At 71.8% G+C, this 23,638-nt stretch carries 19 protein-coding genes; 6 read left to right on the plus strand and 13 right to left on the minus strand.

Features of this window, described 5'->3' with window-relative positions:
- Nucleotides 1–377: 377 nt before the first annotated feature.
- Together H5965_RS34110 and H5965_RS34115 are read right to left on the minus strand one after the other, a co-directional pair.
- Nucleotides 378–809, minus strand: a complete 432-nt coding sequence (locus tag H5965_RS34110) for a hypothetical protein (RefSeq protein WP_310974897.1) — start codon at nucleotides 807–809, stop codon at nucleotides 378–380.
- Nucleotides 810–853: 44 nt separating this feature from the next.
- Complete coding sequence (locus tag H5965_RS34115; RefSeq protein ID WP_310974898.1) at nucleotides 854–2,323, minus strand: aldehyde dehydrogenase family protein; 1,470 nt, start codon at nucleotides 2,321–2,323, stop codon at nucleotides 854–856.
- 175 nt (nucleotides 2,324–2,498) lie between these two features.
- Here H5965_RS34115 and dxs point away from each other — a divergent pair, with 175 nt between their 5' ends.
- The gene (gene dxs, locus H5965_RS34120; RefSeq protein ID WP_310975224.1) at nucleotides 2,499–4,406 is read left to right on the plus strand and encodes a 1-deoxy-D-xylulose-5-phosphate synthase; all 1,908 of its coding nucleotides are present in this window, start codon (nucleotides 2,499–2,501) and stop codon (nucleotides 4,404–4,406) included.
- Here dxs and H5965_RS34125 read toward each other — a convergent pair.
- From H5965_RS34125 to H5965_RS34145, 5 genes are read right to left on the minus strand one after another with little or no spacing between them, the layout of a single operon-like run.
- Nucleotides 4,397–5,833 carry a cytosine permease gene (locus H5965_RS34125; RefSeq protein WP_310974899.1) on the minus strand — a complete coding sequence of 479 codons (1,437 nt, stop codon included), beginning with the start codon at nucleotides 5,831–5,833 and terminating at the stop codon, nucleotides 4,397–4,399. The genes dxs and H5965_RS34125 overlap by 10 nt on opposite strands.
- Nucleotides 5,830–7,188 (minus strand): aminobutyraldehyde dehydrogenase, encoded by a 1,359-nt coding sequence (locus tag H5965_RS34130; protein ID WP_310974900.1) that lies wholly within the window; start codon nucleotides 7,186–7,188, stop codon nucleotides 5,830–5,832. The genes H5965_RS34125 and H5965_RS34130 overlap by 4 nt, the downstream gene beginning before the upstream one ends.
- Nucleotides 7,185–8,828, minus strand: a complete 1,644-nt coding sequence (locus tag H5965_RS34135; RefSeq protein WP_310974901.1) for a thiamine pyrophosphate-binding protein — start codon at nucleotides 8,826–8,828, stop codon at nucleotides 7,185–7,187. Before H5965_RS34135 ends, H5965_RS34130 begins: the two co-directional genes overlap by 4 nt.
- Nucleotides 8,825–9,769, minus strand: coding sequence for an agmatinase (gene speB / locus H5965_RS34140; RefSeq protein ID WP_310974902.1), 945 nt, complete (start codon nucleotides 9,767–9,769; stop codon nucleotides 8,825–8,827). Before speB ends, H5965_RS34135 begins: the two co-directional genes overlap by 4 nt.
- Nucleotides 9,762–11,207: a sodium:solute symporter gene (locus H5965_RS34145; RefSeq protein ID WP_310974903.1), complete on the minus strand. Its 1,446-nt coding sequence runs from the start codon at nucleotides 11,205–11,207 to the stop codon at nucleotides 9,762–9,764. The genes speB and H5965_RS34145 overlap by 8 nt, the downstream gene beginning before the upstream one ends.
- Nucleotides 11,208–11,304: 97 nt before the next feature.
- Between H5965_RS34145 and H5965_RS34150 the strand changes: the two genes are divergently transcribed.
- From H5965_RS34150 to H5965_RS34165, 4 genes are all read left to right on the plus strand, one after another.
- The gene (locus tag H5965_RS34150) at nucleotides 11,305–12,849 is read left to right on the plus strand and encodes a PucR family transcriptional regulator (protein WP_310974904.1); all 1,545 of its coding nucleotides are present in this window, start codon (nucleotides 11,305–11,307) and stop codon (nucleotides 12,847–12,849) included.
- 69 nt (nucleotides 12,850–12,918) lie between these two features.
- Nucleotides 12,919–13,098, plus strand: a complete 180-nt coding sequence (locus H5965_RS34155; RefSeq protein ID WP_310974905.1) for a hypothetical protein — start codon at nucleotides 12,919–12,921, stop codon at nucleotides 13,096–13,098.
- A gap of 82 nt (nucleotides 13,099–13,180) precedes the next feature.
- The gene (locus H5965_RS34160) at nucleotides 13,181–13,861 is read left to right on the plus strand and encodes a response regulator transcription factor (RefSeq protein WP_043781112.1); all 681 of its coding nucleotides are present in this window, start codon (nucleotides 13,181–13,183) and stop codon (nucleotides 13,859–13,861) included.
- Nucleotides 13,858–14,982: a HAMP domain-containing sensor histidine kinase gene (locus H5965_RS34165; RefSeq protein WP_310974906.1), complete on the plus strand. Its 1,125-nt coding sequence runs from the start codon at nucleotides 13,858–13,860 to the stop codon at nucleotides 14,980–14,982. Before H5965_RS34160 ends, H5965_RS34165 begins: the two co-directional genes overlap by 4 nt.
- A 119-nt stretch (nucleotides 14,983–15,101) precedes the next feature.
- Here the strand turns inward: H5965_RS34165 and H5965_RS34170 are convergent, their stop codons facing one another.
- Nucleotides 15,102–16,202 (minus strand): alpha/beta hydrolase, encoded by a 1,101-nt coding sequence (locus tag H5965_RS34170; protein WP_310974907.1) that lies wholly within the window; start codon nucleotides 16,200–16,202, stop codon nucleotides 15,102–15,104.
- Entirely contained in the window at nucleotides 16,196–17,749 is a 1,554-nt protein-coding gene (locus tag H5965_RS34175) for a PHP domain-containing protein (RefSeq protein WP_310974908.1), read from the minus strand. Before H5965_RS34175 ends, H5965_RS34170 begins: the two co-directional genes overlap by 7 nt.
- 69 nt (nucleotides 17,750–17,818) lie before the next feature.
- On the opposite strand from H5965_RS34175, the gene H5965_RS34180 reads away from it, so the two are divergent.
- Nucleotides 17,819–18,247, plus strand: a complete 429-nt coding sequence (locus tag H5965_RS34180; RefSeq protein ID WP_310974909.1) for a hypothetical protein — start codon at nucleotides 17,819–17,821, stop codon at nucleotides 18,245–18,247.
- Here the strand turns inward: H5965_RS34180 and H5965_RS34185 are convergent.
- The 4 genes from H5965_RS34185 to H5965_RS34200 all read right to left on the minus strand — a co-directional run bounded on the left by H5965_RS34185 (nucleotide 18,244) and on the right by H5965_RS34200 (nucleotide 23,614).
- Nucleotides 18,244–20,355: a 3-hydroxyacyl-CoA dehydrogenase NAD-binding domain-containing protein gene (locus tag H5965_RS34185; RefSeq protein WP_310974910.1), complete on the minus strand. Its 2,112-nt coding sequence runs from the start codon at nucleotides 20,353–20,355 to the stop codon at nucleotides 18,244–18,246. The genes H5965_RS34180 and H5965_RS34185 overlap by 4 nt on opposite strands.
- Nucleotides 20,355–21,545, minus strand: coding sequence for a thiolase family protein (locus H5965_RS34190; RefSeq protein ID WP_310975226.1), 1,191 nt, complete (start codon nucleotides 21,543–21,545; stop codon nucleotides 20,355–20,357). The genes H5965_RS34185 and H5965_RS34190 overlap by 1 nt, the downstream gene beginning before the upstream one ends.
- 128 nt (nucleotides 21,546–21,673) lie before the next feature.
- Nucleotides 21,674–22,303: a DUF998 domain-containing protein gene (locus tag H5965_RS34195; protein ID WP_310974911.1), complete on the minus strand. Its 630-nt coding sequence runs from the start codon at nucleotides 22,301–22,303 to the stop codon at nucleotides 21,674–21,676.
- A gap of 60 nt (nucleotides 22,304–22,363) precedes the next feature.
- Nucleotides 22,364–23,614: a hypothetical protein gene (locus tag H5965_RS34200; RefSeq protein ID WP_310974912.1), complete on the minus strand. Its 1,251-nt coding sequence runs from the start codon at nucleotides 23,612–23,614 to the stop codon at nucleotides 22,364–22,366.
- Between the last annotated feature and the right edge of the window lie 24 nt (nucleotides 23,615–23,638).

A 23,638-nucleotide genomic window follows, 5' to 3' on the forward strand; every position in this document is an offset into this window, starting at 1 on the left:
GCTGACGCCTGCGCGGTGGCGGTTCGGCGGTGCGCCGGTGCGTTGGGCTGCGAGCGTTGCCGGGAACCGCTGGGCGGGTGGCCTGGTGCGCTGCTGGCGCGCGGGCCTCGGCTTGTTGCGGGCGCGGTGGCCCGGTGCGTTGCGAGTGCGCCCACGCTCTGGCCCGTACGTATGCGCTGCATGGCCCGGCGGGCGTGCCCCGGCGGCTGGCGAGGGCGGGGGTGGCCCGGCGCTGCGAACGCGCGTGCCTCGGCGTGCTGCGGGCGCGGGTGGCTCGGTGCGCTGCGCGAGCGCGCGCGGCGAAGGTCCTGCAACCCCGCTCGGCCCGGGCAGCCGCGCCGCGCGGAAAGGCAGCCGAGGCGGCCGTGCAGCGGATCTCAGCCTGCCCGGCGCGCCGCGAACGCCGCCGCAAGCCCGGTCGCCGTCATCGCCACGCCCGACACCAACAGCACCCACGCCCCCGCGCCCGGCACCACGCGGGCCGCCGGCTGGATGCGGGTCACTCCGGGCAGCGTCACCACCAGATGCCTCAGCACCACGCCCGTCACCACCAGCCCCGGCAAGCTCGCCATTGCCAGGGGCTCGTCCTGGTGCCGCGCGAACGTCAAGTACGCCAGCGTCACCGCGATCAGCACCGCCGCCGCGCAGACCAGGCGCAAGCCCAGGTCCAGCTCCGGGTCCGGCGTTCCGGGCGGCAACATCCCCGGGTATTCGGCCGTCCGGAGGGTCAGCCCCGCGATCACGCCCAGGCCCGCCGCCCCCACCAGCACGGCCCGCGGGCCTCGGAGACGCTTTCGCTGTTCGTCCACTCCGGCCTCCCCTGCGTCGCCGTGGACGCAGCATAAGGCCGGTTTCAGCCCGAGAACCAGCGCTGCGGTTCCGGCCTGAGGTTCTGGTAGATGTGCTTGACCTCGGTGTACTCGGCCAGCCCCGTCGGGCCCAGCTCGCGGCCGAACCCGGACTGCTTGTAGCCGCCCCACTCGGCCTGGGGGAGGTACGGGTGGAAGTCGTTGATCCAGACCGTTCCGTGGCGCAGGCGGCCCGCGACCCGCTGGGCACGGCCGGCGTCCTGGGTGAACACCGCGCCCGCCAGGCCGTAGTGCGTGTCGTTGGCGATGCGGACCGCGTCGTCCTCGTCGGTGAACGTCTCGACCGTCAGGACCGGGCCGAACGACTCCTCGACGACCGCCGACGAGCCCTGTTTCACCTGGTCGAGGATGGTCGGCAGGTAGTAGAAGCCGTCCGCCAGCGCCGGGTCGTCCGGGCGGCGGCCGCCCGTGCGGAGCACCGCGCCCTCGGCCAGGGCCGCCGCCACGTACGCCTCGACCTTCGCTCGGTGGGCCGCCGAGATCAGCGGGCCGGTCTCCGCCTGCGCGTCGAACGGGCCGCCCAGGCGGATGCGCTCGGCCCGGCGCACCAGCTCGGCCACGAACTCGTCGTGCCACTCGCGCTGCACGATCAGCCGCGCGCCCGCCGAGCACACCTGGCCGGAGTGGAGGAACACCGCCGTCAGGGCGTAGTCGACCGCCGTCTCGAAGTCGGCGTCGGCGAACACCACGTTCGGGTTCTTCCCGCCCAGCTCCAGGGCGACCTTCTTGACCGTGCCCGCGGCCGCCGCGGCGATCACCTTGCCGGTCGCCAGGCCGCCGGTGAACGACACGAGGTCGACGTCCGGGTGCGACGCCAGCGGCGCGCCGGCCTCGGCGCCCGCGCCCAGCACCAGGTTGCCGACGCCCGGCGGCAGGCCGGCTTCGGTGAGCAGCTTGAGGAACAGGATCGCGGTGTGCGGGGTCAGCTCGCTCGGCTTGAGCACGAACGTGTTGCCCGCGGCCAGCGCCGGTGCGATCTTCCACACGGTCTGCAGCAGCGGGTAGTTCCACGGCGTGATCAGCCCGCAGACGCCGACCGGCTCGTGCACGATCCGGCTGAACGCGTCCGGGTTGCCGGTATCGACGACGCGCCCGGCGTCCTGGGCCGCGAGCTTGCCGAAGTAGCGCAGGCAGGCCGCGATGTCGGCCATGTCGTAGCGGCTCTCCACCAGGCGCTTGCCGGTGTCGAGCGACTCGGCGCGGGCGAACGCCTCGGCGTCGCGGTCGAGCAGGTCCGCCGTGCGCAGCAGCAGGTCGCCGCGCAGGTGGGCGGGGGTGCCGGGCCACGGGCCGGTGTCGAACGCCCGGCGCGCCGCCGCGATGGCGGCCTCGGTGTCCTTGGCGGTGCCCTCGGCGACCGTCGCGACCAGGGAGCCGTCGGCCGGGCAGCGGATCTCCCGCCGGGCGCCGTCCACCGCGTCCACCCATTCGCCGCCGATGAAGAAATCCGCCATGCGCACCATTCTCGTGGCCACGCGGCGTGACCGCCACAGCGACGCGGCGAGACGAGGTTCACCCCACGTGCTGACCTGCGGTCGCGCTCCGGTTGTGACGCCGGACGCGGCCTGCGGTCCGGCCCTGGCGGGTCTCCGTAGACTGGCCGGAACCGAGCGAGTGAGGTGGAGACGAGTGACGATGCTGGAGTCCGTGAGCGGACCGGCGGACCTGAAGCGCATGAGTGTCGAGGACCTCGGCGAACTGTCCGCCGAGATCCGGGACTTCCTCGTCGACAAGGTCCGGCGGGCGGGCGGTCACCTGGGGCCGAACCTGGGTGTCGTCGAGCTGACCCTGGCGCTGCACCGCGTGTTCGACTCGCCGCGTGACGCGATCGTGTGGGACGTCGGTCACCAGGCGTACGTCCACAAGCTCGTCACCGGCCGCGCGGCCGGGTTCGACCTGCTGCGCCAGACCGGCGGCGTCACCGGTTACCCCTCGCGTGCGGAGAGTGAGCACGACTGGGTGGAGAGCAGCCACGCGTCGTCCGGACTGTCCTATGTGGACGGTCTGGCGAAGGCGTTCGAGCTGGCCGGCGGCGGGCGGCACGCGATCGCCGTCGTCGGCGACGGCGCGCTCACCGGCGGCATGTGCTGGGAGGCGCTCAACAACATCGCCGCGCACAAGGACCGCCCGGTCGTCATCGTGATCAACGACAACGGCCGGTCGTATTCGCCGACCATCGGCGGGCTGGCCGACCACCTCGCGGCGCTGCGCCTGCAGCCCGGCTACGAGAGGCTCCTCGACGGCGGCCGCGAGATCCTCAAGCACACGCCGGTGGTCGGGAAGCCGATCTACGCCGCGCTGCACGCCGCGAAGGCCGGCCTGAAGGACGCGTTGAGCCCGCAGGCGATGTTCTCCGACCTCGGCCTGAAGTACCTCGGGCCGGTCGACGGGCACGACCTCGTCGCGCTGGAGAAGGCCTTCCACAGTGCGCGGTCGTTCGGCGGGGCGGTGATCGTGCACGTGGTCACCGAAAAGGGACACGGGTACGCCCCCGCGGTCAACAACCAGCACGACCAGATGCACCAGACCGATCCGATCGACCCGGAGACCGGGCTGCCGCCGGTCAAGGGGCCCAGCTGGACCGGGGTGTTCGGCTCCGAGCTGGCGGCGATCGGTGCCGAGCGCGAGGACGTCGTGGCGATCACCGCGGCGATGCTGCGTTCGACCGGGCTGGACAAGTTCGCCGAAGCGTTCCCGGACCGGTGGTACGACGTCGGGATCGCCGAGCAGCACGCGGTCACCTCGGCCGCCGGGTTGGCCATGGGCGGGTTGCACCCCGTTGTGGCGATCTACTCGACGTTCCTCAACCGGGCGTTCGACCAGGTGCTGATGGATGTCGCCCTGCATCGGCTGCCCGTGACGCTGGTGCTGGACCGGGCCGGGATCACCGGGCCGGATGGGCCTTCTCACCACGGTATGTGGGATTTGTCGTTGCTCGGGATGGTTCCCGGGATGCGGGTTGCCGCTCCGCGTGACCCGGCCACCCTGCGGGAGGAGCTGCGGGAGGCCGTTGCTGTTTCCGACGGGCCTACCGCTCTTCGGTTCTCGAAGGGGAAGGTCGGTACCGATGTCGCCGCCGTGGAGCGGGTGGGGACCGTTGATGTGCTGCGTCGGCCGGCCGAGGGGGCTGACGTTCTTCTGGTGACGGTCGGTGCTTTTGCGACGCTGGGGCTTGCGGCTGCCGATCGGCTGGCTGATCAGGGGATCGGGGTTACCGTTGTCGATCCTCGGTGGGTGCTTCCGGTGCCTGCCGAGTTGGTTGCCTTGGCTTCGCAGCACAAGCTTGTTGTCACTGTTGAGGACAGTGGCCGGCATGGTGGGTTCGGGTCGGCTCTTGCCGCGATGTTCCGGGATGCCGAGTGTGATGTTCCTTTGCGGGATTTGGCTGTTCCTCAGTCGTTCCACGACCACGGGAGCCGGGATGAGGTGCTGGCTCGGGTTGGGCTGACTGCTCAGGATGTTGCTCGGCGGGTTACCGAGTGGGCTTCCCGGCTTGGTTCTTCGTCGGAAGAGTCGGCCAAGGATGCTCATCGGTGAGCCAGCTCAGAGCTTTGCTGGGCGGCGAAGACCTCTCGGGGTTCCGGGAACAGCTTGACCAATAGCGGGTACGTCACCGCTGCTGTCAGCAGGGTTGCCAGCAAGCTCACGTCCACTCCTCCCGCCACTTCTCGCCATGGGCCTGCGATCATCGGGGTGTTCGCGCACAGCAGGCCCAGTGTTGTGGCCGGGATCCAGGCCGCCATTGCCCGCCAGTTCACCCCTCGGGTGAACCAATACCTTCCGCCCTTGCGGCCCTCGTTGAAGACCTGGAGGTCCTCCACGTCGTAGAAGCCTCTGCGCTGGACGAAGCCGATCATCATGATCACCATCCAGGGGCTGGTGCACAGGACGATCAAGGTTGCGAACGCGTTGATGCTCGACACCATGTCCAGGACGAAATTGCCCACGAAGATGAACGCCACGCTCAAGGTTCCGATCAGCAGCGTGGCCTGGACCCGGGACAGCCTGGGGAAGATCGAGCTGAAGTCGAGGCCCGTTCCGTAGAGCGACGTCGTTCCCGTGGACAGGCCGCCGATCAGCGCCACCACGATCAAGGGGATGGCGTACCACAGCGGCGACATGGCCGTCAGGCCCGTGATGTAGTCGGCCGGGTCGGCCACCAGGGTCGCCGTGGCCATGCCGAAACCGAATGGCAGCAGCGTGGCCACCTGGGCCAGGAACGGGGCCGCCAGCAACGAACGTTTGCTGTGTGACGCGGGAATGTAGCGAGCCCAGTCGCCGAGGAAGGCGCCGAAGGAGATCGGGTTGGCCAAGGCCGTCAAGGCCGCCAACGTGAACGTTGGCCAGAACGTGCCCAGTGCGTACGTTCCCGTCCCTGCGTAACCCGGGTCGAATGTTCCTCCGTAGGCGAATACGCCCAGGAGCATGATCGCCGTTCCGAGGAGCACCGCGATGCGGTTCACCAGCAACATGAACCGGTAGCCGTAGATGCAGACCACCAGCGTTGCGATGGCGATCACGCCGTAGGCGAAGCCACGCAGGACCGGGCCGCCGTCGAAGCCGAACAAGCGTTGCGCTGCTCCGGCCACCGCGTCGCCGCTCACCCAGACCGAGATCGCGAAGAACGTGATCGCCGTCAGCAACGACAGGAACGAGCCCACACAACGGCCGACCACGCCGAAGTGCGCGCCGGAGGACACCGCGTTGTTCGTCCGCGTGCGCGGGCCGAACAGCGCCATCGGAGCCAGGACCAAACCGCCCACCACGACGCCCAAGGCCGTGGCCAGGACCGCGTCACGGAAGCTCAGCCCATACGCGATCGGCAGTGTTCCCAGGATGATCGTGGCGAACGTGTTCGCTCCGCCGAACGCCATGCGGAACAGGTCCCGCGGGCGCGAGGTCTGCTCCTCCGGCGGGATCGGGGCGATGCCGTGCTGCTCGACCTCCGTGATCTTGTCGCTCACGCGAACCTCGTCATCACGTGCTTGACGCGGGTGTACTCGGCGAACGCGTACGCCGAGAGGTCCTTGCCGTGGCCGGAGTGACCGAAGCCGCCATGGGGCATCTCGGCGACCAGCGGCCCGTGTGTGTTGACCCACACGCAACCGAAGTCCAGTTCGGCCGACACCCTGGCCGCGACGCCGAGGTCGCGCGTCCACACCGAGGACGCCAGGCCGTAGGGGACGCCGTTGGCCAGTTCGATGCCTGTGGCTTCGTCCGCGAAGGACTGGACCGTGATCACCGGACCGAAGATCTCTTCCTGGACGATCTCGTCGTCCTGCCGCAGGCCGGAGATCACCGTGGGGGCGAAGAAGAAGCCCCGGGAACCGAAGCGGGTGCCGCCGGTCTCGATGCGGGCGTGCGAGGGCAAGCGCGCGATCAGGCCTTCGACGCGGGAGAACTGCGCCGCGCTGTTCAGCGGCCCGTAGTCGACGCCCGGCGTCTGCGCCGCCGCGGCCTTGGCCAGTGCCGCGACGAAGTCGTCGTGGATCGACTCGTGGACCAGGACCCGGCTGCCCGCCGTGCAGTCCTGGCCCGCGTTGTAGAACGCCGCGCCCACGATGCCCTCCGCCGTCTCCGCGAGGCCGGCGTCCGGGAACACCAGCAGCGGTGCGTTGCCGCCCAGCTCCAGGTGGGTGCGCTTGAGATCGGCGGCCGCCACCGTGGCGACGTCGATGCCCGCCCGCGTCGAGCCGGTGATCGAAACGAGTGCGGTGATCGGGTGCTTGACGAGCGCCCGGCCCGTGTCGCGGTCGCCGGTCAGCACGGTGAACGCCCCCGGAGGCAGGAACTCCGCCGCGATCCCGGCCAGCCGGACGGCCGTCGACGGGGTCGTCTCCGCCGGCTTGAGCACCACCGTGTTGCCCGCCGCCAGGGCCGGGGCGATCTTCCAGACCGCCATCATCAGCGGGTAGTTCCACGGGGCGATCTGCGCGCAGACCCCGACCGGCTCGCGGCGGATCACCGACGTGTGGCCCGGCGTGTACTCGCCGGCCGCGGTGCCCTCCAGGTGGCGGGCGGCTCCGGCGAAGAACCGGAGCGCGCTGACGCACTCCGGGATCTCCTCGTCGAGGACGACCGAGCGGATCTTGCCGGTCTCGCGCACCTCGAGGTCCGCGAACTCGGCCGCCCGGGACTCCAGGGCGTCGGCGATCTTCAGCAACGCCAGCTGACGCTCCGCCGGCGTGCTGCGCCGCCAGGTCGCAAACGCTTGCGCGGCGGCCGCCAGCGCGTTGTCCACATCGGACTGGGAAGCGACGGGGCTGGTGCCGAACACCTCGCCGGTCGCCGGGTCGGTCAATTCCAGGGTGCGGGTCATGCCTTCTCCAGATGGGTCGGCGCGAACAGCTTCAGCAACGCGGGAAGGACGACGACGGACGGCCCGGGCGTGCGCAGGGCTTCGGCGAGGTCCGCGCCCACCGTGTCCAACGACGACAACCGGGCCGGGACGCCGAACGAAGCGGCCAAGGCGACGAAGTCGGGCCGGGTCAGCTCCGTCGCCGTCGTCTGGCCGAAGGCGTCGGTGAGGTATTCGCGCAGGACGCCGTAGCCGCCGTCGTCGATGATCAGCCACGTCACGTCGAGGCCGTGCTGCACCGCCGTGGCCAGCTCGGCGACGCCGTACATCGCGCCGCCGTCACCCGAGACGGCGAGCGTGGGACGGCCGGCCGCCGCGCCGCCGAGCGCGCCCGGCAGGCCGTAGCCCAGGCCGCCCGCGCCCTGGGCCGTGTGGATCGGCGCGCCCTCGGGGTTCCACGCCGACCAGGCCCAGTACGCCGCGATCGTCATGTCCCAGAACGTCTGCGTGCCCTCGGGCAGTGCGGTGCGGACGTCGTCGATCAGCTTCCGCTCGACGGCCAGGTCCTGACCGTCCAACCGGGACTCGACGCGGGCGAGCAGCCCGGAGACCGCTTTCTCGGCCCGGCCGTCGGACGCCCGCATCGGCACCCACTCCAGCAGCGCCTGCAGCGTCGGCCGGACGTCGGCGTGCAGGCCCAGGCCCGGGTAGTTCGACTCCAGCTTCCCGAGGTCGGCCTCGACCTGGATCACCCGGCCGCGCGGGGCGAACTCGCGGTAGTTGCTGGACAGCTCGCCGAGACCGGAGCCGAGCACGAGCAGGACGTCGGCGTTCGCGAGGAACTCCGTGGTGTGCCAGTCCTCCAGCCACGACCGCCCGGACAGCTCGTGGTCCCACGGGAACACGCCCTTGCCGCCGAACGTCGAGATCACCGGCGCGCGGAGGGCTTCGGCCAGGGCCAGCAGCTCGGCGTGCGCCCCCGACCGCAGCGCCCCGCCGCCGGCCAGGATCACCGGGTTCGCCGCCGCGCCCAGCAGGTCCGCCGCCGCGGTGACCAGCTCGGGCAGGGGTTCCAGGGGAACGGGCGCGGCCGACACCGACGTGATCGGCGGCAGCCCGGCCGGGCCGAGCAGCACGTCCTGGGGGATCTCGACCCACACCGGGCCGTAGGGCGCGGTCGCGGCCGACGTCCACGCCTCCCGCAGCGCCGACGGGATCTGGCTCGCCCGCCGCACGACGTGCACCGACTTCACGACGCCGGTGAAACTCGCCTGCTGGTCCGGCAGCTCGTGCAGGTAGCCGTGCCGCCCGCCGCCGAGGCCGGCGACCGGGACCTGGCTCGAGATGCCGAGCACCGGCACCGACGCCGCGCGCGACTCCTGCAGCGAAGCCAGTGTCAGCAGCGCGCCCGGGCCGGTCGAGACGATCAGCGGCGTCACCGGCACCGGGCCGTCCGGGTCCGCCGCGAGCCGGGCGCGGGCGTGGCCGTCGGCGGCGAAGGCCAGGTTGTTCTCGACGCGCCCGCTGATCACGCGCAGGTCGTCGGCCCGTCGCAGCGCCTCGAACAGGCCCAGCGCGTGCTGGCCCGGCAGCCCGAACACCGTGTCGGCCCCCAGGGCTCGCAGCGTCTCGACGACGACGTCGCCGCCGATGCGGGTCATTCGCCCTTCCCCAGGGCCAGCAGGCTCACCAGGTCGTAGGCGACGTGGGAGGCCGCGATGGCGGTGATCTCCGCGTGGTCGTAGGCTGGGGCCAGCTCGACGACGTCCGCGCCGACCAGGTTGAGGTCGCGCAGCCCGCGCAGGATCTCCAGCAGCTCCCGGCTGGTCATCCCGCCCGCCTCGGGGGTACCGGTGCCGGGCGCGTGGGCCGGGTCGAGGACGTCGATGTCGACCGAGACGTACAGCGGGCGGTCGCCGATGCGCTGGCGCAGCGCGTCGACGGTCTCGGCGACGCCCCGGCGCAGGACGTCGCCCGAGGTGACGATGCCGAAGCCCAGCCGGCGGTCCTCTTCGAGGTCGCGCTTGCCGTACAGCGGCCCGCGGGTGCCGACGTGCGACAGCGCGCTCGTGTCGAGGATGCCTTCCTCGGACGCCCGCCGGAACGGGGTGCCGTGGGTGTAGGGCTCGCCGAAGTAGGTGTCCCAGGTGTCCAGGTGGGCGTCGAAGTGCAGCAGGGCGACGGGTCCGTGCTTCTTCGCCGCCGCGCGCAGCAGCGGCAGGGCGATCGTGTGGTCGCCGCCGACCGTCACCAGCCGCGTCCCGTCCGCCTGCAGCGCTTCGGCTTCCTGCTGCAGCGTCTCGATCGCCTCGCCGATGTCGAACGGGTTGACCGCGATGTCCCCGGCGTCGACGACCTGCTTCTCTTCGAACGGCGAGACGTCCAGCTCCGGGTGGTACGGCCGCAGCAGCCGGCTCGCCTCGCGGACGGCCGCCGGGCCGAACCGGGCACCGGGCCGGTAGGACACGCCGGAGTCGAAGGGCACCCCGACGACGGCGACGTCGGCGCGTTCGACCTGGTCGATCCGCGGCAGCCGCGCGAAGGTCGCGAAGCCGGCGAACCGGGGGACGCGCGACGAGTCGAGGGGTCCGATGTTAGGCACTGGTGGGCTCCTGTTCCCGGTTCGGAATGGCGGTTTCTTCGCCGGCGAGGCGGCGGGTCCAGACGGAGAGGACGGTCTCGGGAGTGCGGGGCGTGGCGAAGCTGACCGCCAGGTAGACGACCAGGCTCACGCCGAGGCCCCAGTAGATCGGGGTGTTGGCGTCGACGCCGTCGATGATCATGAAGGCGATGACCGAGATCGTGCCGGCCACCATCGACGCGTACGCGCCCTGCCGGGTGCCGCGCTTCCAGAACAGCGCGCCGACGATGGCGACGAGCAGGCCGCCGACCAGGATGTCGTAGGCGATGGTGAGCGCGTTGACGACGTCGTCGACGATCATCGCGATGCCGATCGCGAGGAGGCCGAGCAGCAGGGTGGCGAGCCGGTTGCGGCTGACTTCGCCGCCCTTCTTGAGGCCCAGCTTGGTGAGCAGGTCCGACGTCGTCGTGGTGGAACACGCGATCAGCGCGCCGCTCGCCGTCGACATCATCGCCGAGAGCGCGGCGGCCAGGACCAGGCCGCGGACGCCGGTGGGCAGCAGGCGCTCGACGATCGTCGCGAAGGCGTCCTGGGCGCTGGCGATGTCCGGGTAGAGCGTGTGCGCCGCGGTGCCGATCAGGGCCCCGGCGAGGCCGTAGACCAGGCAGTAGACGCCGGAGGTGATGCCGCCGGACGTCGCGATCGCCGGCGTGCGGGCGGTGAACACGCGCTGCCAGATGTCCTGGCCGATCAGCAGGCCGAAGGTGTAGATGACGAAGTAGGTGATGATCGTGTCGGTGCCGATCGAGGTGAAGCTGAAGAAGCTCGCGTCGAGCTTGGCGCTCATCCCGTCGAAGCCGCCCGCGGACGTGATCGCCACCGGCAGCAGGATGGCCAGGATGCCGATCGTCTTGATGACGAACTGGGCGATGTCGGTGAGCGTGATCGACCACATGCCGCCGAGCACCGAGTACAGCACGACGATCGAGCCGCCGATCGCGATCCCGGCCCAGTTCGGCAGGTCGAACAGGACCTTGAAGATGGTCGCGAAGGCCAGCGTCGAGGTCACCGTGAGCATCAGGGTGTAGCCCCACATGACGACGCCGGACACCGCGCTGGTGCGGCCGCCGTAGCGCAGGTCGAGCATCTCGCCGACGGTGTAGACCTTCAGCCGCACGAGCCGCCGCGCGAACAGCGCGTGCAGCACCAGGATGCCGACGCCGATGCTGACCACCAGCCACATGCCGGAGATGCCGTAGGTGTAGCCGAGCTTCACGCCGCCGACGGTCGACGCGCCGCCGAGCACGACGGCCGACATCGTGCCGGAGTACATGAACCAGCCCAGCCGCCGTCCGGCGACCAGGTAGTCGGACTTCGTCTTCGCGAGCCGGAGGCCGTACCAGCCGACCCCGAGCATGCCCGCGATGTACAGCGCGATCACTGCGTAGTCGCCGGTCACGGTGTCCTCCTCACGTCGTTTCGGGTCACCGTAGGTTCGGCCGCTACCTCTCCGGCATGGGATGATTCATCCTCATGTCGACATCGGTGGGGACGAAATGACTCCGAACACGGATGCGCTGTCCACGGAGGTGAATGTCCCGTTACGGGACGTGGTCGGCAACCGGGAGCTCGCGCTCGACGTCGTCCCCGAGACGCTGCGGCCGGGCGCGCTGGACGCCCCGGTGCGCTGGGCGCACGTCAGCGAGCTGGAGGACCCCGCGCCCTACCTGCTGGGCGGCGAGCTGATCCTCACCGCCGGGGTCAACCTGCCGGAGCGGATCGACCGGTACGTGCGCGGGCTGCGCGACGCCGGCGTGACGGCGCTGGGGTTCGGGCTCACCCCGACGGTGCACGAGACGCTGCCGGAGCCGCTGCGCCGGGCGTGCGCGAGGCGCGGGCTGCCGTTGCTGGTCGTGCCGTCGCGGACGCCGTTCCTGGCGGTCAACCGGGCGGTCTCGGTGGCGCTGGCCGAGGCCGGCCAGCGGGAGCAGCGGCGGATCACGGCGGCGCGCGAGACGCTCACGCGCGCCGCGGGCGGCGGCCTCGGCGAGCTGACGTCGGCACTGGCGGCGGTCCTGGGGTCCTGGGTCGCCCTGGTCGGCGCCGAGGACGTGCTGGCCGCCGCGCACGACGCGCCCGCGCCGCTGCCGCTCCCGGTGCGGGAACTGATGGCGACCGTGCGGGCGGGCAGCGGGATCCGCAGCGCGACCACCGAGCTCGACGGCGGGTTCGTCGTCGTCCAGCCGGTGTACCCGCAGGCCACGGCGTCGCACCTGGTGGTCGTCGGCCGGCCCGGGCGGCTCGACGGCGCCGAGCGGGCCATCCTCGCGGTCGGCGCGGCCCTGCTCGGCCTGGTCGGCCGCGCGGGCTCGGACGCGGCCGAGCTGGGCGCGGCGGCCACCGGCCTGCTGCTCGGCCGGGTGTCCCCGGGGGACGCGGCCCGGTCGCTGCTGGGGACGGACGTCGTCAGGCTGGTCGCCGGGGCGGCGTTTCGGCGGGGTCCCGACGAGGTGGCCCGGCGTCCGGACTGGCTGCGGGCCCGGCTGGACACGCCCCTGGTCTCGGTGCTGCCCGGGCCGTCGTTCGTGGCGATCGCGGGGTCCGTGCCGCCGCGCGCGGTGCTGGAGGACTTGCGCGCCCACGGCTGGCTGTCGGCGGTGGGCTCGCCGGCGCCGGCCGGGCAGCCGTCCGAGGGCGAAGCCGAGCTGCTGCTGGCGCGGGCGCTCGCGCTCGGCCATCCGGTCGTGGCCGGGGGCGAGCGGCTGGACTTCGACGCGCTGCTCGACCCGGGCGCGTCCCGCGGGTTCGCTTCGAGGGCGTTGGAGCCGTTGGTGGCGCTGGACCGGGCGGGGGACCGCTCGCTGGTGCTGACGCTGCGGACATGGCTGGCCCACCACGGCGCCTGGGAACCGACCGCCGCCGAACTGGGCGTGCACCGCAACAGCGTCCGGCACCGGATCGCGCAGGTGGAGAAGGCGTTGGGCGTCGATTTGGCGGATCCCGAGACCCGGATGCGGCTGTGGTTCGCGCTGCGCTGGGCAGACGCGCCGGACCGGGCTTGGGGAGACCGCGTGTCGACGCCGCGCCGTCATTTGCCGTAACACGCGCCTGCCCGGCGTCGACTCGGCTGGAGTACCGAAACGCGGCAACAGGTTCCGGAAAGGAAGAGCATGGGTCTGGAAGGCTGGATCGAGCCCATCACCCACATCAAGGCGACCGGTCAGGTGTCCGGCGGGAAGATGACCGGCGCCACCGTCGAGGACAGCAACGGCACGACGATCGATCGCAATCGCACCTTCGCGTCCAAGGCGGCCTTCCTCACTTGGGCGAGGCAGCGGAAGACGTACTGACCGCCGAGTCGCTGCGGGGTGTCACACCCGGTGCACGACGTCCTTAAAGGGCACTCTCAGGAAAATATGGGATTGTGGGCTGGTGCGAGTTTTGGTAGTCGAGGACGAAGAACCCCTGGCCGACGCGATCGCCCGCGGGCTGCGCCGCGAGGGGATGGCGGTGGACGTCGCGCTCACCGGGGACGACGGGCACGAGAAGGCCGCCGTCACGCGGTACGACGTCGTGCTGCTGGACCGGGACCTGCCCGGGATGTCCGGGGACGAGCTGTGCCGGGAGATCGTCGCGTCCGGGGAACTGACCCGGGTGCTGATGCTCACCGCGAGCAGCTCGGTGTCCGACCGGGTCGACGGGCTGTCGCTGGGCGCCGACGACTACCTCGCCAAGCCGTTCGCCTTCCCCGAGCTGGTTGCCCGGGTGCGGGCGCTGGGCCGCCGGGCCACGCCGGCCGCGCCGCCGCTGCTCACCGCCGGGGACGTCGAACTCGACCCGGCCAAGCGGACCGTGCGGCGCGCGAGCGGGCCGGTGGAGCTGACGCGCAAGGAGTTCGGCGTCCTCGAGGTCCTGCTGCAGGCGGCCGGGTCCGTCGTCAGCAGCGAGGAACTGCTCGAGCGGGTGTGGGACGAGAACGCCGACCCGTTCACCACGACCGTCCGGGTCACCGTCATGACGCTGCGCAAGAAGCTCGGCGAGCCGGGGATCATCGAGACCGTCGTCGGCTCCGGGTACCGCGTGCCGGAACCCGGCACCCCGCAGCGCGCGTGAACCTGCCGGGCACCCGCACCCTCCGCGCCCGGATCACGCTGCTGGCGACCGTGCTGGTCGCCGCCGTCAGCCTGCTGCTGCTCTGGCTGGCCTGGACGCTGGTGCGGGACTCGCTCGACACCGTCCCGCAGATGCCGCCGGGCAGCACGGTGGTCGTCGACGGCGTCACGGTCGACGCCTCCACGCTCGCCGAGCACCTGCGCGTGCATGCCCGCGACCGGATGCTGCTGTTCGGCTCGATCGCGTTCCTGCTCGTGGTGGCGGCCGCGGCGATCCTCGCCTGGACGTTCACCTCGCGCGTGCTGCTGCCGCTGCGCGAGATCACCGGCACCGCGCGGCGGCTGTCGGTCGAGTCGCTGGGGGAGCGGATCGGCGAGATCCGCTCCCGCGACGAGCTGGCCGAGCTGGCGAGCACGTTCGACGACATGCTCGACCGGCTCCAGGCGGCGTTCGACGCGCAACGCCACTTCGTCGCCAACGCGAGTCACGAGCTGCGGACGCCGTTGTCGGTGATCCGCACGGAACTCGACGTCACCCTGGCCGACGACGCGGCCGACGAAGCCGAGCTGCGCCGGATGGCCGGCGTCGTCCGCGACGCGACCGAGCGCGCCGGGCAGCTGGTCAACTCCCTGCTGCTGCTGGCCCGCACCGACGGCGCCGGGCTCGGCGTGCGCGAGCCGGTGGACCTCGCGGTGGTCGTCGACCGGGCGTGGCGCGCGGTGCAGCGTGAAGCCTCGCAGCGCGGCATCCGGGCGACGTTCTCCGTGCTGTCGGCGTCCGCGTTCGGCGACCCGGCGCTGCTGGAGCGGATCGCGGGCAACCTGCTGGAGAACGCGGTCCGCCACAACGTCGAGGGAGGCTGGCTGGAGGTGGCGACGCAGCCGGGGCCGCGGTGGTCGACACTGCGGGTCCGTTCCTCGGGCGGCCTGGTCGACCCGGCGGCGGTACCGGAGCTGTTCGAGCCGTTCCGCCGCGCGGGCGTGGCCCGCACCGCCCGCCACGGCGCGGGTCTGGGCCTGTCCATCGTCCGCGCGGCGGTGGCGGCCCACGGCGGAACGGTCACGGCCGAGCCCATCGTGGGCGGCGGCTTGGGCGTGACGGTCCACCTCCCCGTCCACTGACCCCGTGATCGAAGGGTCACCTCACGTGATTGGAGGGTCAACTCACGTGATTGGAGGGACGACACGCCGCGGCTCGGTCGATCCGTCGTGTCGTCCCCTCAATCACGCGTGTCGACCCTTCAATCACGCGTGTCGACTTCCTGATCACGGGGTGGGGTGAGGGCGAGGCCGGCTCGGAGGACTCCGGCGGCGTGGAGCATGGCTGCGCGGGCGTCCGGGTCGACGCCGACCCGGTTGGCGAAGCCGTGGAGCTGGCCTTCGTGACGTCGGTGCACCAACGCGACCCCCGCTGTGGCGAGGCGGGTTGCGTAGGCCTCGCCTTCGTCGCGGAGGAGGTCGAAGCCGCACGTGGCCACGTACGTCGGGGGGAGGCCGTCGAGACTTTCGTCGTACAGGACCGAGGCTCGCGGGTCGGTGTAGGACTCCGGGTCGCGGACGTACTGGTCGCGGTACCAGGCCCACTCGTCGCGGTCGAGGCGGAAGCCCGAGCCGAACTGCCGGTGCGACTCCGACCCGCCGAGGGCGTCCGTCGCCGGGGTGAGCAGGAGGCTGAACGCCGGGCGGGGCAGCTCGCCGCGGGCCGCCGCGTGGGCCACCACCGCCGCCAAGTTGCCGCCGCTGCTGTCGCCGCCCACCGCCAGCCGCGCCGGGTCGATGCCGAACTCCGCCGCGTGCTCGTGGACGAAAGCGAACGCCGCCACCGCGTCCGAAGCCGCCGCCGGGAACGGGTGTTCCGGCGCGAGCCGGTAGCCGATCGACACCACCCGCACCCCGGCTTCCTCGGCGAGCAGCCGGCACGCGCCTTCGTGCGTGTCGATGCTGCCGAGCACGAACCCGCCGCCGTGGAAGTACACGATCGCCGGGGCGGGCGCCGGGACGCCCTCCGGTTCGTACCACCGCAAGGGCAGCGGCCCGCCCGGCCCGGGCCACGACGCGTCGCGGGTCCGGACGCCGGGGCAGATCCCGGCACCGGCCAGCGCCCCCGCCAGGTTCAGCTCGGTCCGGGCCCGCGCCAGGCTGCCGTTCTGGTGCGGCGAGTCGAACGGCGCCAGCCGCGACACGCGCATGAGCACCTGGGCGGTGAGGACCGGCCGCCGGCCGTCCACCACCACCGGACGGCCCGCGATCACCCGCAGCACGGGTGAAGGCAGCCGCAACAGGAACCGCAACCCGGTCATGATCGACCACACGAGCAGCCGACGGGACAGTCCACTCAGCACAGGTCCACAAAAACCGGATTCGCGTACAACCACAAGTCCTCGAACGGATTCGCCTGTCCGATGACGTCCGGCGTCGGCTCGGCATCGCCGTTCGAGCCCCGCACCCGCAGGTAGAACGGCTCCCGGACGTTCCGGAAGGTGTGCCGGAAGACCACCTGCCGTCCCGGCGCCCAGCGCGGCTCGAACGACTCCACGACCCGCGTGCCCGGCGCGGTCATCGTGTCGCGGTCGGCGGCCGGGCCGGTGACGGGCCCCGCGATGACGTCCAGGCGCGCCAGCCGCGGCACCGAGCCGCCGCCGTTCGGCCGGGACGCCAGCCGCGCCCGCACGACGACCGTGACGTCCGAGCCCCGCCGCACCCGCAGGCGCCCGCCCAGCGTCGCCGCGGAGCCACCGCCGTGCGCCTCGACCTCGAGCCCGGCGACCAGACCGCCGTGCGAGCCCCAGATCCGCCCGGCCCGCAGGCCTTCGAGGACGCCTTCGAGACTCCGCCGCGTGACGCCGACGTACGTGCGGCTGAACTCGCCGGGGTAGAAGTCCGCGTACGGCGCGAGCAGCTGCGGCTTGCCGGAGTCGACCGGGTCCGGGAACTTGCCGTGCGTGTCGTACCAGTCGCCCGGCACGTCCGGGCGGACCAGCGTGTCGCCGCGGTTGTAGTGCGAGTCCGAATTCGTGGTGACCCACCACGGCTTGCCCTCGGCGAGCAGCGAGTCCCACAGCCCGCCGACCTTCGCCGTCGCCCAGTCCCAGCCGCCGTGCGTCCGGTACGCCTCGGCCGGGAAGCCGGGCCACGAGTTCGCACCGGGGTAGTTGACGTACCCGCCGCGCGCACCGCCGTTGCCGAGCGGCTTCGGGAAGCCGTCCGCCTGGGCGCCGGGTGCGCCCTCCATACCGATGACGATGTCCGGCGCGGCGTCGCGGTAGGCCCGCAGCTCGTGCGGGGCGACGCGGCCGTTGCGCAGCGGGTGGTTGATCAGCACGACCGGCGCGTGGATCCGCCGCGCCCGTTCCTCGTCGGCGAGCCAGCGCAACGCCCGCAGCGCGAGGGCTTCGTTCGCCGGGCTCGACGCCTCCGAGTTCGTCAGCCGCCAGTCGAACGCCCGCTCGAACTCGCGCAGCTTGGCCGCCTGCGCCGAACCGGCCTGGAAGAAGACGGTCGCGTGCTCGGCGCCCGGGACGTTCCACTCCATGCCGTGCCACAGCAGCAGGTCCGGGTACTTCCGCCGGGCGGCGATGAAGTCCGCCTCGGTGGGCTCGACCGACACCTTCTCGTGCTCGGCGTGGCCGTGGTCGGTGAAGACGATCCAGTCCGCGCCGTGCGCCCGCCCGCCGCGCGCGATGTCGTCGATCCGGTACATCGCGTCGTAGGAGTACTGGCTGTGCGTGTGGTGGTCGCCGACCAGCCACTGGTAGCGGCCGCACACCCGGCCCAGGTCGAACTCGGCGGGAGCGGAAGCGGAAGCGGCGGCGGGAGCCGCGAGGGGCACGCCCGCGGCGGCGGCCGCGAGTCCGGCACCCTTGAGGAAGCGGCGTCTGTCGGTGGTCACGGCGGGACGCTAAGCCGCCGGGGTGAACGGGCGGTGTCCCGGCGGCCAACGTGTGCTGTGATCTTCGGTGTGGCGGACAAACCCCTGGCCCGGGTGCTGGTGCCGGTCGGCGCGCTGGCCCTGGCGGCCGGCGTCGGGCTGGCCTTCTTCATCGCCGCGCTCGTCCGGCCACCGGACCTGCCGGTGGACACGAACCCGGCGCCCCTGGCCGGGCACACGCTGTGCGCGGCGGTCGTCGTGACGTATTCGTCCGAAGAGGACATGCGGGCCGCGGTGCCGGTGCTGCGCGACGACCCGAAGGCGCGGCGGGTGTTCCTGGACCCGCCGTCGGTCTCGCTGCTCGCCGTCCCGGGCACCGACCTGAAGGCCTGGGCGCAGGAGCTGCACGCCCGCTACCGGACCGCCGAGCGGGTCACGGTGATCGACTCCGACACGACGGCGGCGCAGCTGAAACTCACTGCGCCGCCGCCGAAGTGCCCTCGCGAGGGCGAGTACTAGGCCGTCGGGACCGAGGCCACGCCCGGGGCGAGGAACGGCTTGCCGTTCACCCGCTCGGAGACGCCGGAGCGGTCCAGGTACGGCGTGATGCCGCCGTTCCAGAACGGCCAGCCCGCACCGAGGATCAGGCACAGGTCGATGTCCTGCGCCTCGGCGACCACGCCCTCGTCGAGCATGATCCGGATCTCCTCGGCGATGGCCGCGAGCGCGCGCTCCCGCACCTGCTCCGAAGTGGACGGCCGGTCACTCTGGGTCCAGAGTTCGACGACCTCCGGGTCGGCCGACTGGTTGCCCTGGGCGTCCCAGATCCAGACGCCCTTCTTGCCGGCCTTGACGAACTTCGCGAGGTTCTCGGACACGGTGAACCGGTCCGGGAAGGCCTCGTGCAGCGTCTCGCCGACGTGCAGCGCGATGGCCGGGCCGACGAGCTGCATCAGCGTCAGCGGCGTCATCGGCAGGCCCAGCGGCTCGAGGGCCTTGTCGGCCACGTCGAACGGCGTGCCCTCGTCGACGGTGACCAGCACCTCGCCGAGGAAGCGCAGCAGCAGCCGGTTGACGACGAACGCGCTCGCGTCCTTCACCAGCACGCTGGACTTCTTCAGCTGCTTGCCGACCGAGAACGCCGTCGCCAGGGCCGCGTCGTCGGTCTTCTCACCGCGGACGATCTCCAGCAGCGGCAGCACGGCGACCGGGTTGAAGAAGTGGAAGCCGACCACGCGCTCGGGGTGCTGCAGCTTCGACGCCATCGCGGTGATCGACAGCGACGAGGTGTTCGTCGCCAGGATCGCCTCGGGCTTGACGTGCTGCTCCAGCTCGGCGAACACCTGCTGCTTGACGCCCAGTTCCTCGAAGACGGCCTCGATGACGAAGTCGGCGCCGGCGAACGCGGCCTTGTCGAGCGAGCCGGTGACGAGCGCCTTGAGCCGGTTCGCGCCGTCCGGGGAGACGCGCTTCTTGGCCAGGAGCTTGTCGATCTCGGCGTGGACGTACCCGACGCCCTTGTCGACGCGCTCCTGGTCGACGTCGGTGAGCACGACCGGCACCTTCAGGCGGCGGACGAACAGCAGCGCGAGCTGGGTGGCCATCAGGCCGGCGCCGACGATGCCGACCTTGTTCACCTTGCGCGCCAGGGACTTGTCCGGCGCGCCGGCCGGGCGCTTGGCGCGCTTGTTGACCAGGTTGAACGAGTACAGCCCGGCGCGCAGGACGTCGGACATGAGCAGCTCGGCGAGCCCGTCGGTCTCGGCCGCGTAGCCGCGGTCGAGGTCGTTCTCACGGGCCAGTTCGAGCAGCTCGACGGCCTTGGTGGCGCCCGGCGACGCGCCGTGCGTGCGGCCGTCCACAATGGACTTGGCGCGGGCGATGGCGGCGTCCCAGGCCGAGCCGCGGTCGATCTCGCGGCGCTCCGGCTCGATCTCGCCGTTGACGACCTTCGCCAGCCACAGCAGCGACTGCTCGAGGTAGTCGGCCGAGCCGAAGACCGCGTCGACGATGCCGAGCTCGGCCGTCTGCTTGACGTTGAGCATCTTGTTCTGCGCCAGGGCGTTTTCGATGATCACCGTGACGGCGGCGTCCGCGCCGATCAGGTTCGGCAGCAGCTGCGTGCCGCCCCAGCCCGGGAACAGGCCGAGGAAGACCTCGGGGAACGCGATGGCGGCGGTGTTCTCCGACAGCGTCCGGTAGTGGCAGGACAGGGCCAGCTCCAGGCCGCCGCCCATGACCGCGCCGTTGACGAACCCGAAGGTGGGAATCGAAGACTCGGTGAGGCGGCGGAACACGTCGTGCCCGGTCTGGGCGATCTCGCGCGCCAGCTTCGGGTCGCTGACGGCTTCGACGCCGGACAGGTCGGCGCCGACGGCGAAGATGAACGGCTTGCCGGTGACGGCGATCGCGGCCGGCTCGGCGGCGAAGGCTTCGTCGAGGGCGGCGTTCAACGACACGAGCCCCTGCGGGCCGAAGGTGTTCGGCCGGGTGTGGTCGTGGCCGTTGTCGAGCGTGATCAGCGCGACCTGCTTGGTCAGGCCGGGCACCTTGATCAGGCGGGTCTTCGCGTGGGTGACGACCTCGTCGGGGAACGCGGCCTTCGCCTCTTCTGCGGTGAAAGTCATTACTTGGTCCCCTCGAACGCCGGGTTCTCCCAGATCACGGTGCCGCCCATGCCGATGCCGATGCACATCGTGGTCATGCCGTACCGCACGTCGGGCCGCTCGGCGAACTGGCGGGCCAGCTGCGTCATCAGGCGGACGCCGGACGAGGCCAGCGGGTGGCCGCAGGCGATGGCGCCGCCCCACTGGTTGACGCGCGGGTCTTCGTCGTCGATGCCGAAGTGGTCGAGGAAGGCCAGCACCTGCACGGCGAAGGCCTCGTTGATCTCGAACAGGCCGATGTCGTCGATGGACAGGCCGGTGCGCTTGAACAGCTTCTCCGTGGCCGGCACCGGGCCGATGCCCATGACCTCCGGCTCGACGCCGGCGAAGGAGTAGCCGACCAGCCGCATGGCGACCGGCAGGCCCAGCTCGCGGGCGGTGTCCTCGTCGGCGAGGAGCGATGCGGTGGCGCCGTCGTTGAGGCCCGCGGCGTTGCCCGCGGTGACCCGGCCGAACGGGCGGAACGGCGTCTTGAGGTTCGCCAGCTGCTCGACCGTGGTGCCCGGCCGCGGCGGCTCGTCCTCGGTGGCCAGGCCCCAGCCCAGTTCCTTCGAACGGGTGGCGACCGGGACCAGCTCGGGGCCGATCTTGCCGGTCTTGACGGCTTCGGCGTAGCGCTCCTGGCTGCGCGCGGCGTAGGCGTCGGTGCGCTGCTTGGTGATCGCGGGGAACCGGTCGTGCAGGTTCTCGGCGGTCTGGCCCATGACCAGGGCGGTCGGGTCGACGAGCTTGTCGGCGATGATCCGCGGGTTCGGGTCGACGCCTTCGCCCATCGGGTGGCGGCCCATGTGCTCGACGCCGCCGGCGATGGCGATGTCGTAGGCGCCGAAGCCGATGCCGGACGCGGCGGTGGTGACGGCCGTCATGGCGCCGGCGCACATGCGGTCGATGGCGAAGCCGGGCACGGACTTGGGCAGCCCGGCCAGCAGTGCGGCGGTGCGGCCGATGGTCAGGCCCTGGTCACCGGTCTGGGTGGTGGCGGCGATGGCCACCTCGTCGACGCGTTCGGGCGGCAGTTCGGGGTGCCGCCGCAGCAGCTCGCGGATGGCGTTGACGACGAGGTCGTCGGCCCGGGTCCCGGCGTACATGCCCTTGTCGCCGGCCTTGCCGAAGGGGGTGCGGACCCCCTCGACGAAGGCGACATTGCGCACGCCTCGCGCGGTCGGCGCGAGCGGCGTTGCTGGTGCGGCCACGAATGCTCCAGAGATGTAGACGTTGTTGACCGCACGATAGCCCTTGTTACCCACCGGTAACCAGTGGTGTGGCCCGGTCGAGTGGGCTACGGCACACTCCTGGGCTTCAGGGTGCCGCCTTTGACGGCCCAGGCGACGCCGAACGCCTCCACGGCGACGGCCTCGAGCCACAGCGCCGGGTGCAGGTCCGGGGTGAGCCCGAGGTACTTGGCCAGGGCGATGAGCACCAGGCAGACGAGGATCACGCCGCCGCAGACGCGGTAGAGGGCGCCGAACTTCTCCGGCTGTTCGCCGTCGTGCGGGAACAGCCTCAGGCAGAAGTAGGCGAGGGAGAGGAAGAACACCGCGGCGAACGCGAGGTGCAGCACACCGACCGTGCGGTCCCAGCCCGTGACGTCGTGGTCTGGGGTGGTGGGGAACAGCGCGAGGCCGATCGCGCCCAGTCCGGCGACCGTGCTCGCGATGTTGTCGACGTAGTCGTGGCCGTAGTAGGCCAGCAGGAACACGCCGACCGCGCACATGGCGCCGACGAGGACGTCCCGGAGATCGGTGTAGTAGTAGCTGCTCAGCGAGCCGAGGAGGTCGCCGCCCTGGACGAGCTGCTTGCCGAGGATGAGCACGAACGGCAGGGCCAGGCCGATGAGCCCGATGGCGCGCCGGAGGAACAGGTACGAGTGGACGAGGGTGGTCTGCGGGGATCTGGTCGCCGTGGTCATGGCCGCCTCCGGGGGTTCACTCAAGTGGATCGGCGGCGAAGTGCCCAGCAGTGAGGCTTGTTACCGCGCAGTTGTCCAAGTTCTCAGCTGATCGTTACGGAGTTCGGCGAAGGTGCCGTCGTGGTGGGCGATCGGCGTGAAGCCTTCGAGGAAGCCGACGCGGGCGCCGCCGGCCGGGTCCCAGACCTCGAGCCCGGCTTCGGCGGCGACGTACAGGAGGCCGCCGTGGGCCCACATCGGGCCCTTCGGACCGGCGAACATCCCGGTGCGGCGGCCGGTGGTGGCGTCGTAGAGTTCGACGCCGTCGAGCATCCGGTCGTCGGCGACCCCCATCCGCTGGATCGCGACGGTCCGGTCGTCCACCCAGGCCATCGGCTGGTCCCAGGCGTGCTCGCGGCCGGGGGTGAGGCTGCGCGCGTGTTCGGCCGCGTGCCGGTCCCCGCCCAGCCAGGCGGCGAGGTCGACGGCCTCCGGGGCGCCGATGGGATGCCAGACCCAGCCGTCGGTGACGAGCCACCGCTCGGACGGGCTCACGTGGAGCGCGCCCTGGAAGTAGTCGAGGTAGTGCTCGGGTTCCGGCTCGCCCTTCTGCGGTGCCGCGGTCTGCCGGTCGGTCAGCAGTTCTGCGCCGGGCAGGGTGAACACGTCCAGCCGGTTCCAGTCGGTGGCCGCGACGACCTTGGCCGTCTCGCCTTGGCCGAGGAAGGCCAGCGGGTACCGGGTGAACTCGTTGTCGTTCCGCTCCCGGTCGAGGTCGAGCACGGTGGCCCACTCGTCGAGGTCGACGACCGTGGCGAACTGACCGTAGTCGGAGACGACCGCCGCGAACCGCCCGTCGCGTGAGGTGTGCAGGCCGCGGCGGGGGCGGTCGGGGAAGCCGTACTCGTCGACGGGGTTCTCCTCGGGCAGCTCGACCGGGCCGACAAGCCATTGGTCGTCGCCGGTGATCCGGACGAATCCTTCCGCGGTCAGGGCGAGCCAGTGGCCGGGCATGGGTGCCAGGCAGCCGTCGTTCAGCGGCCGGACCGGGCAAGGGCGGGTGGACCAGGTGCCACCGAGTTCCCTGTCCCGCAGGAGGACTTCGGGCTCGCCGTGCCAGCGTGAGGGAAAGCTCTTCTGGTCGGCCCGGTCGGCGCAGCTTTCGCAGACGTCGACCAGCGCGGCCGGGGTGCACTCGGCGCAGACGAGGTCGTAGCGGGTGCCCACGCCGGTCAGGTGGCGGGTGGACGGGGGAGGTTCTTCGACAGCCAGATGCAAACAGGTGCGCGGGGTGCCGATGCGGCCCGGATGGCCGCAAGGCAGGGTGTTCATGACCTCAGTGTCACCCCGCCGCGC

The sequence above is a fragment of the Amycolatopsis sp. 505 genome (assembly GCF_031625235.1).
Classification (GTDB): domain Bacteria; phylum Actinomycetota; class Actinomycetes; order Mycobacteriales; family Pseudonocardiaceae; genus Amycolatopsis.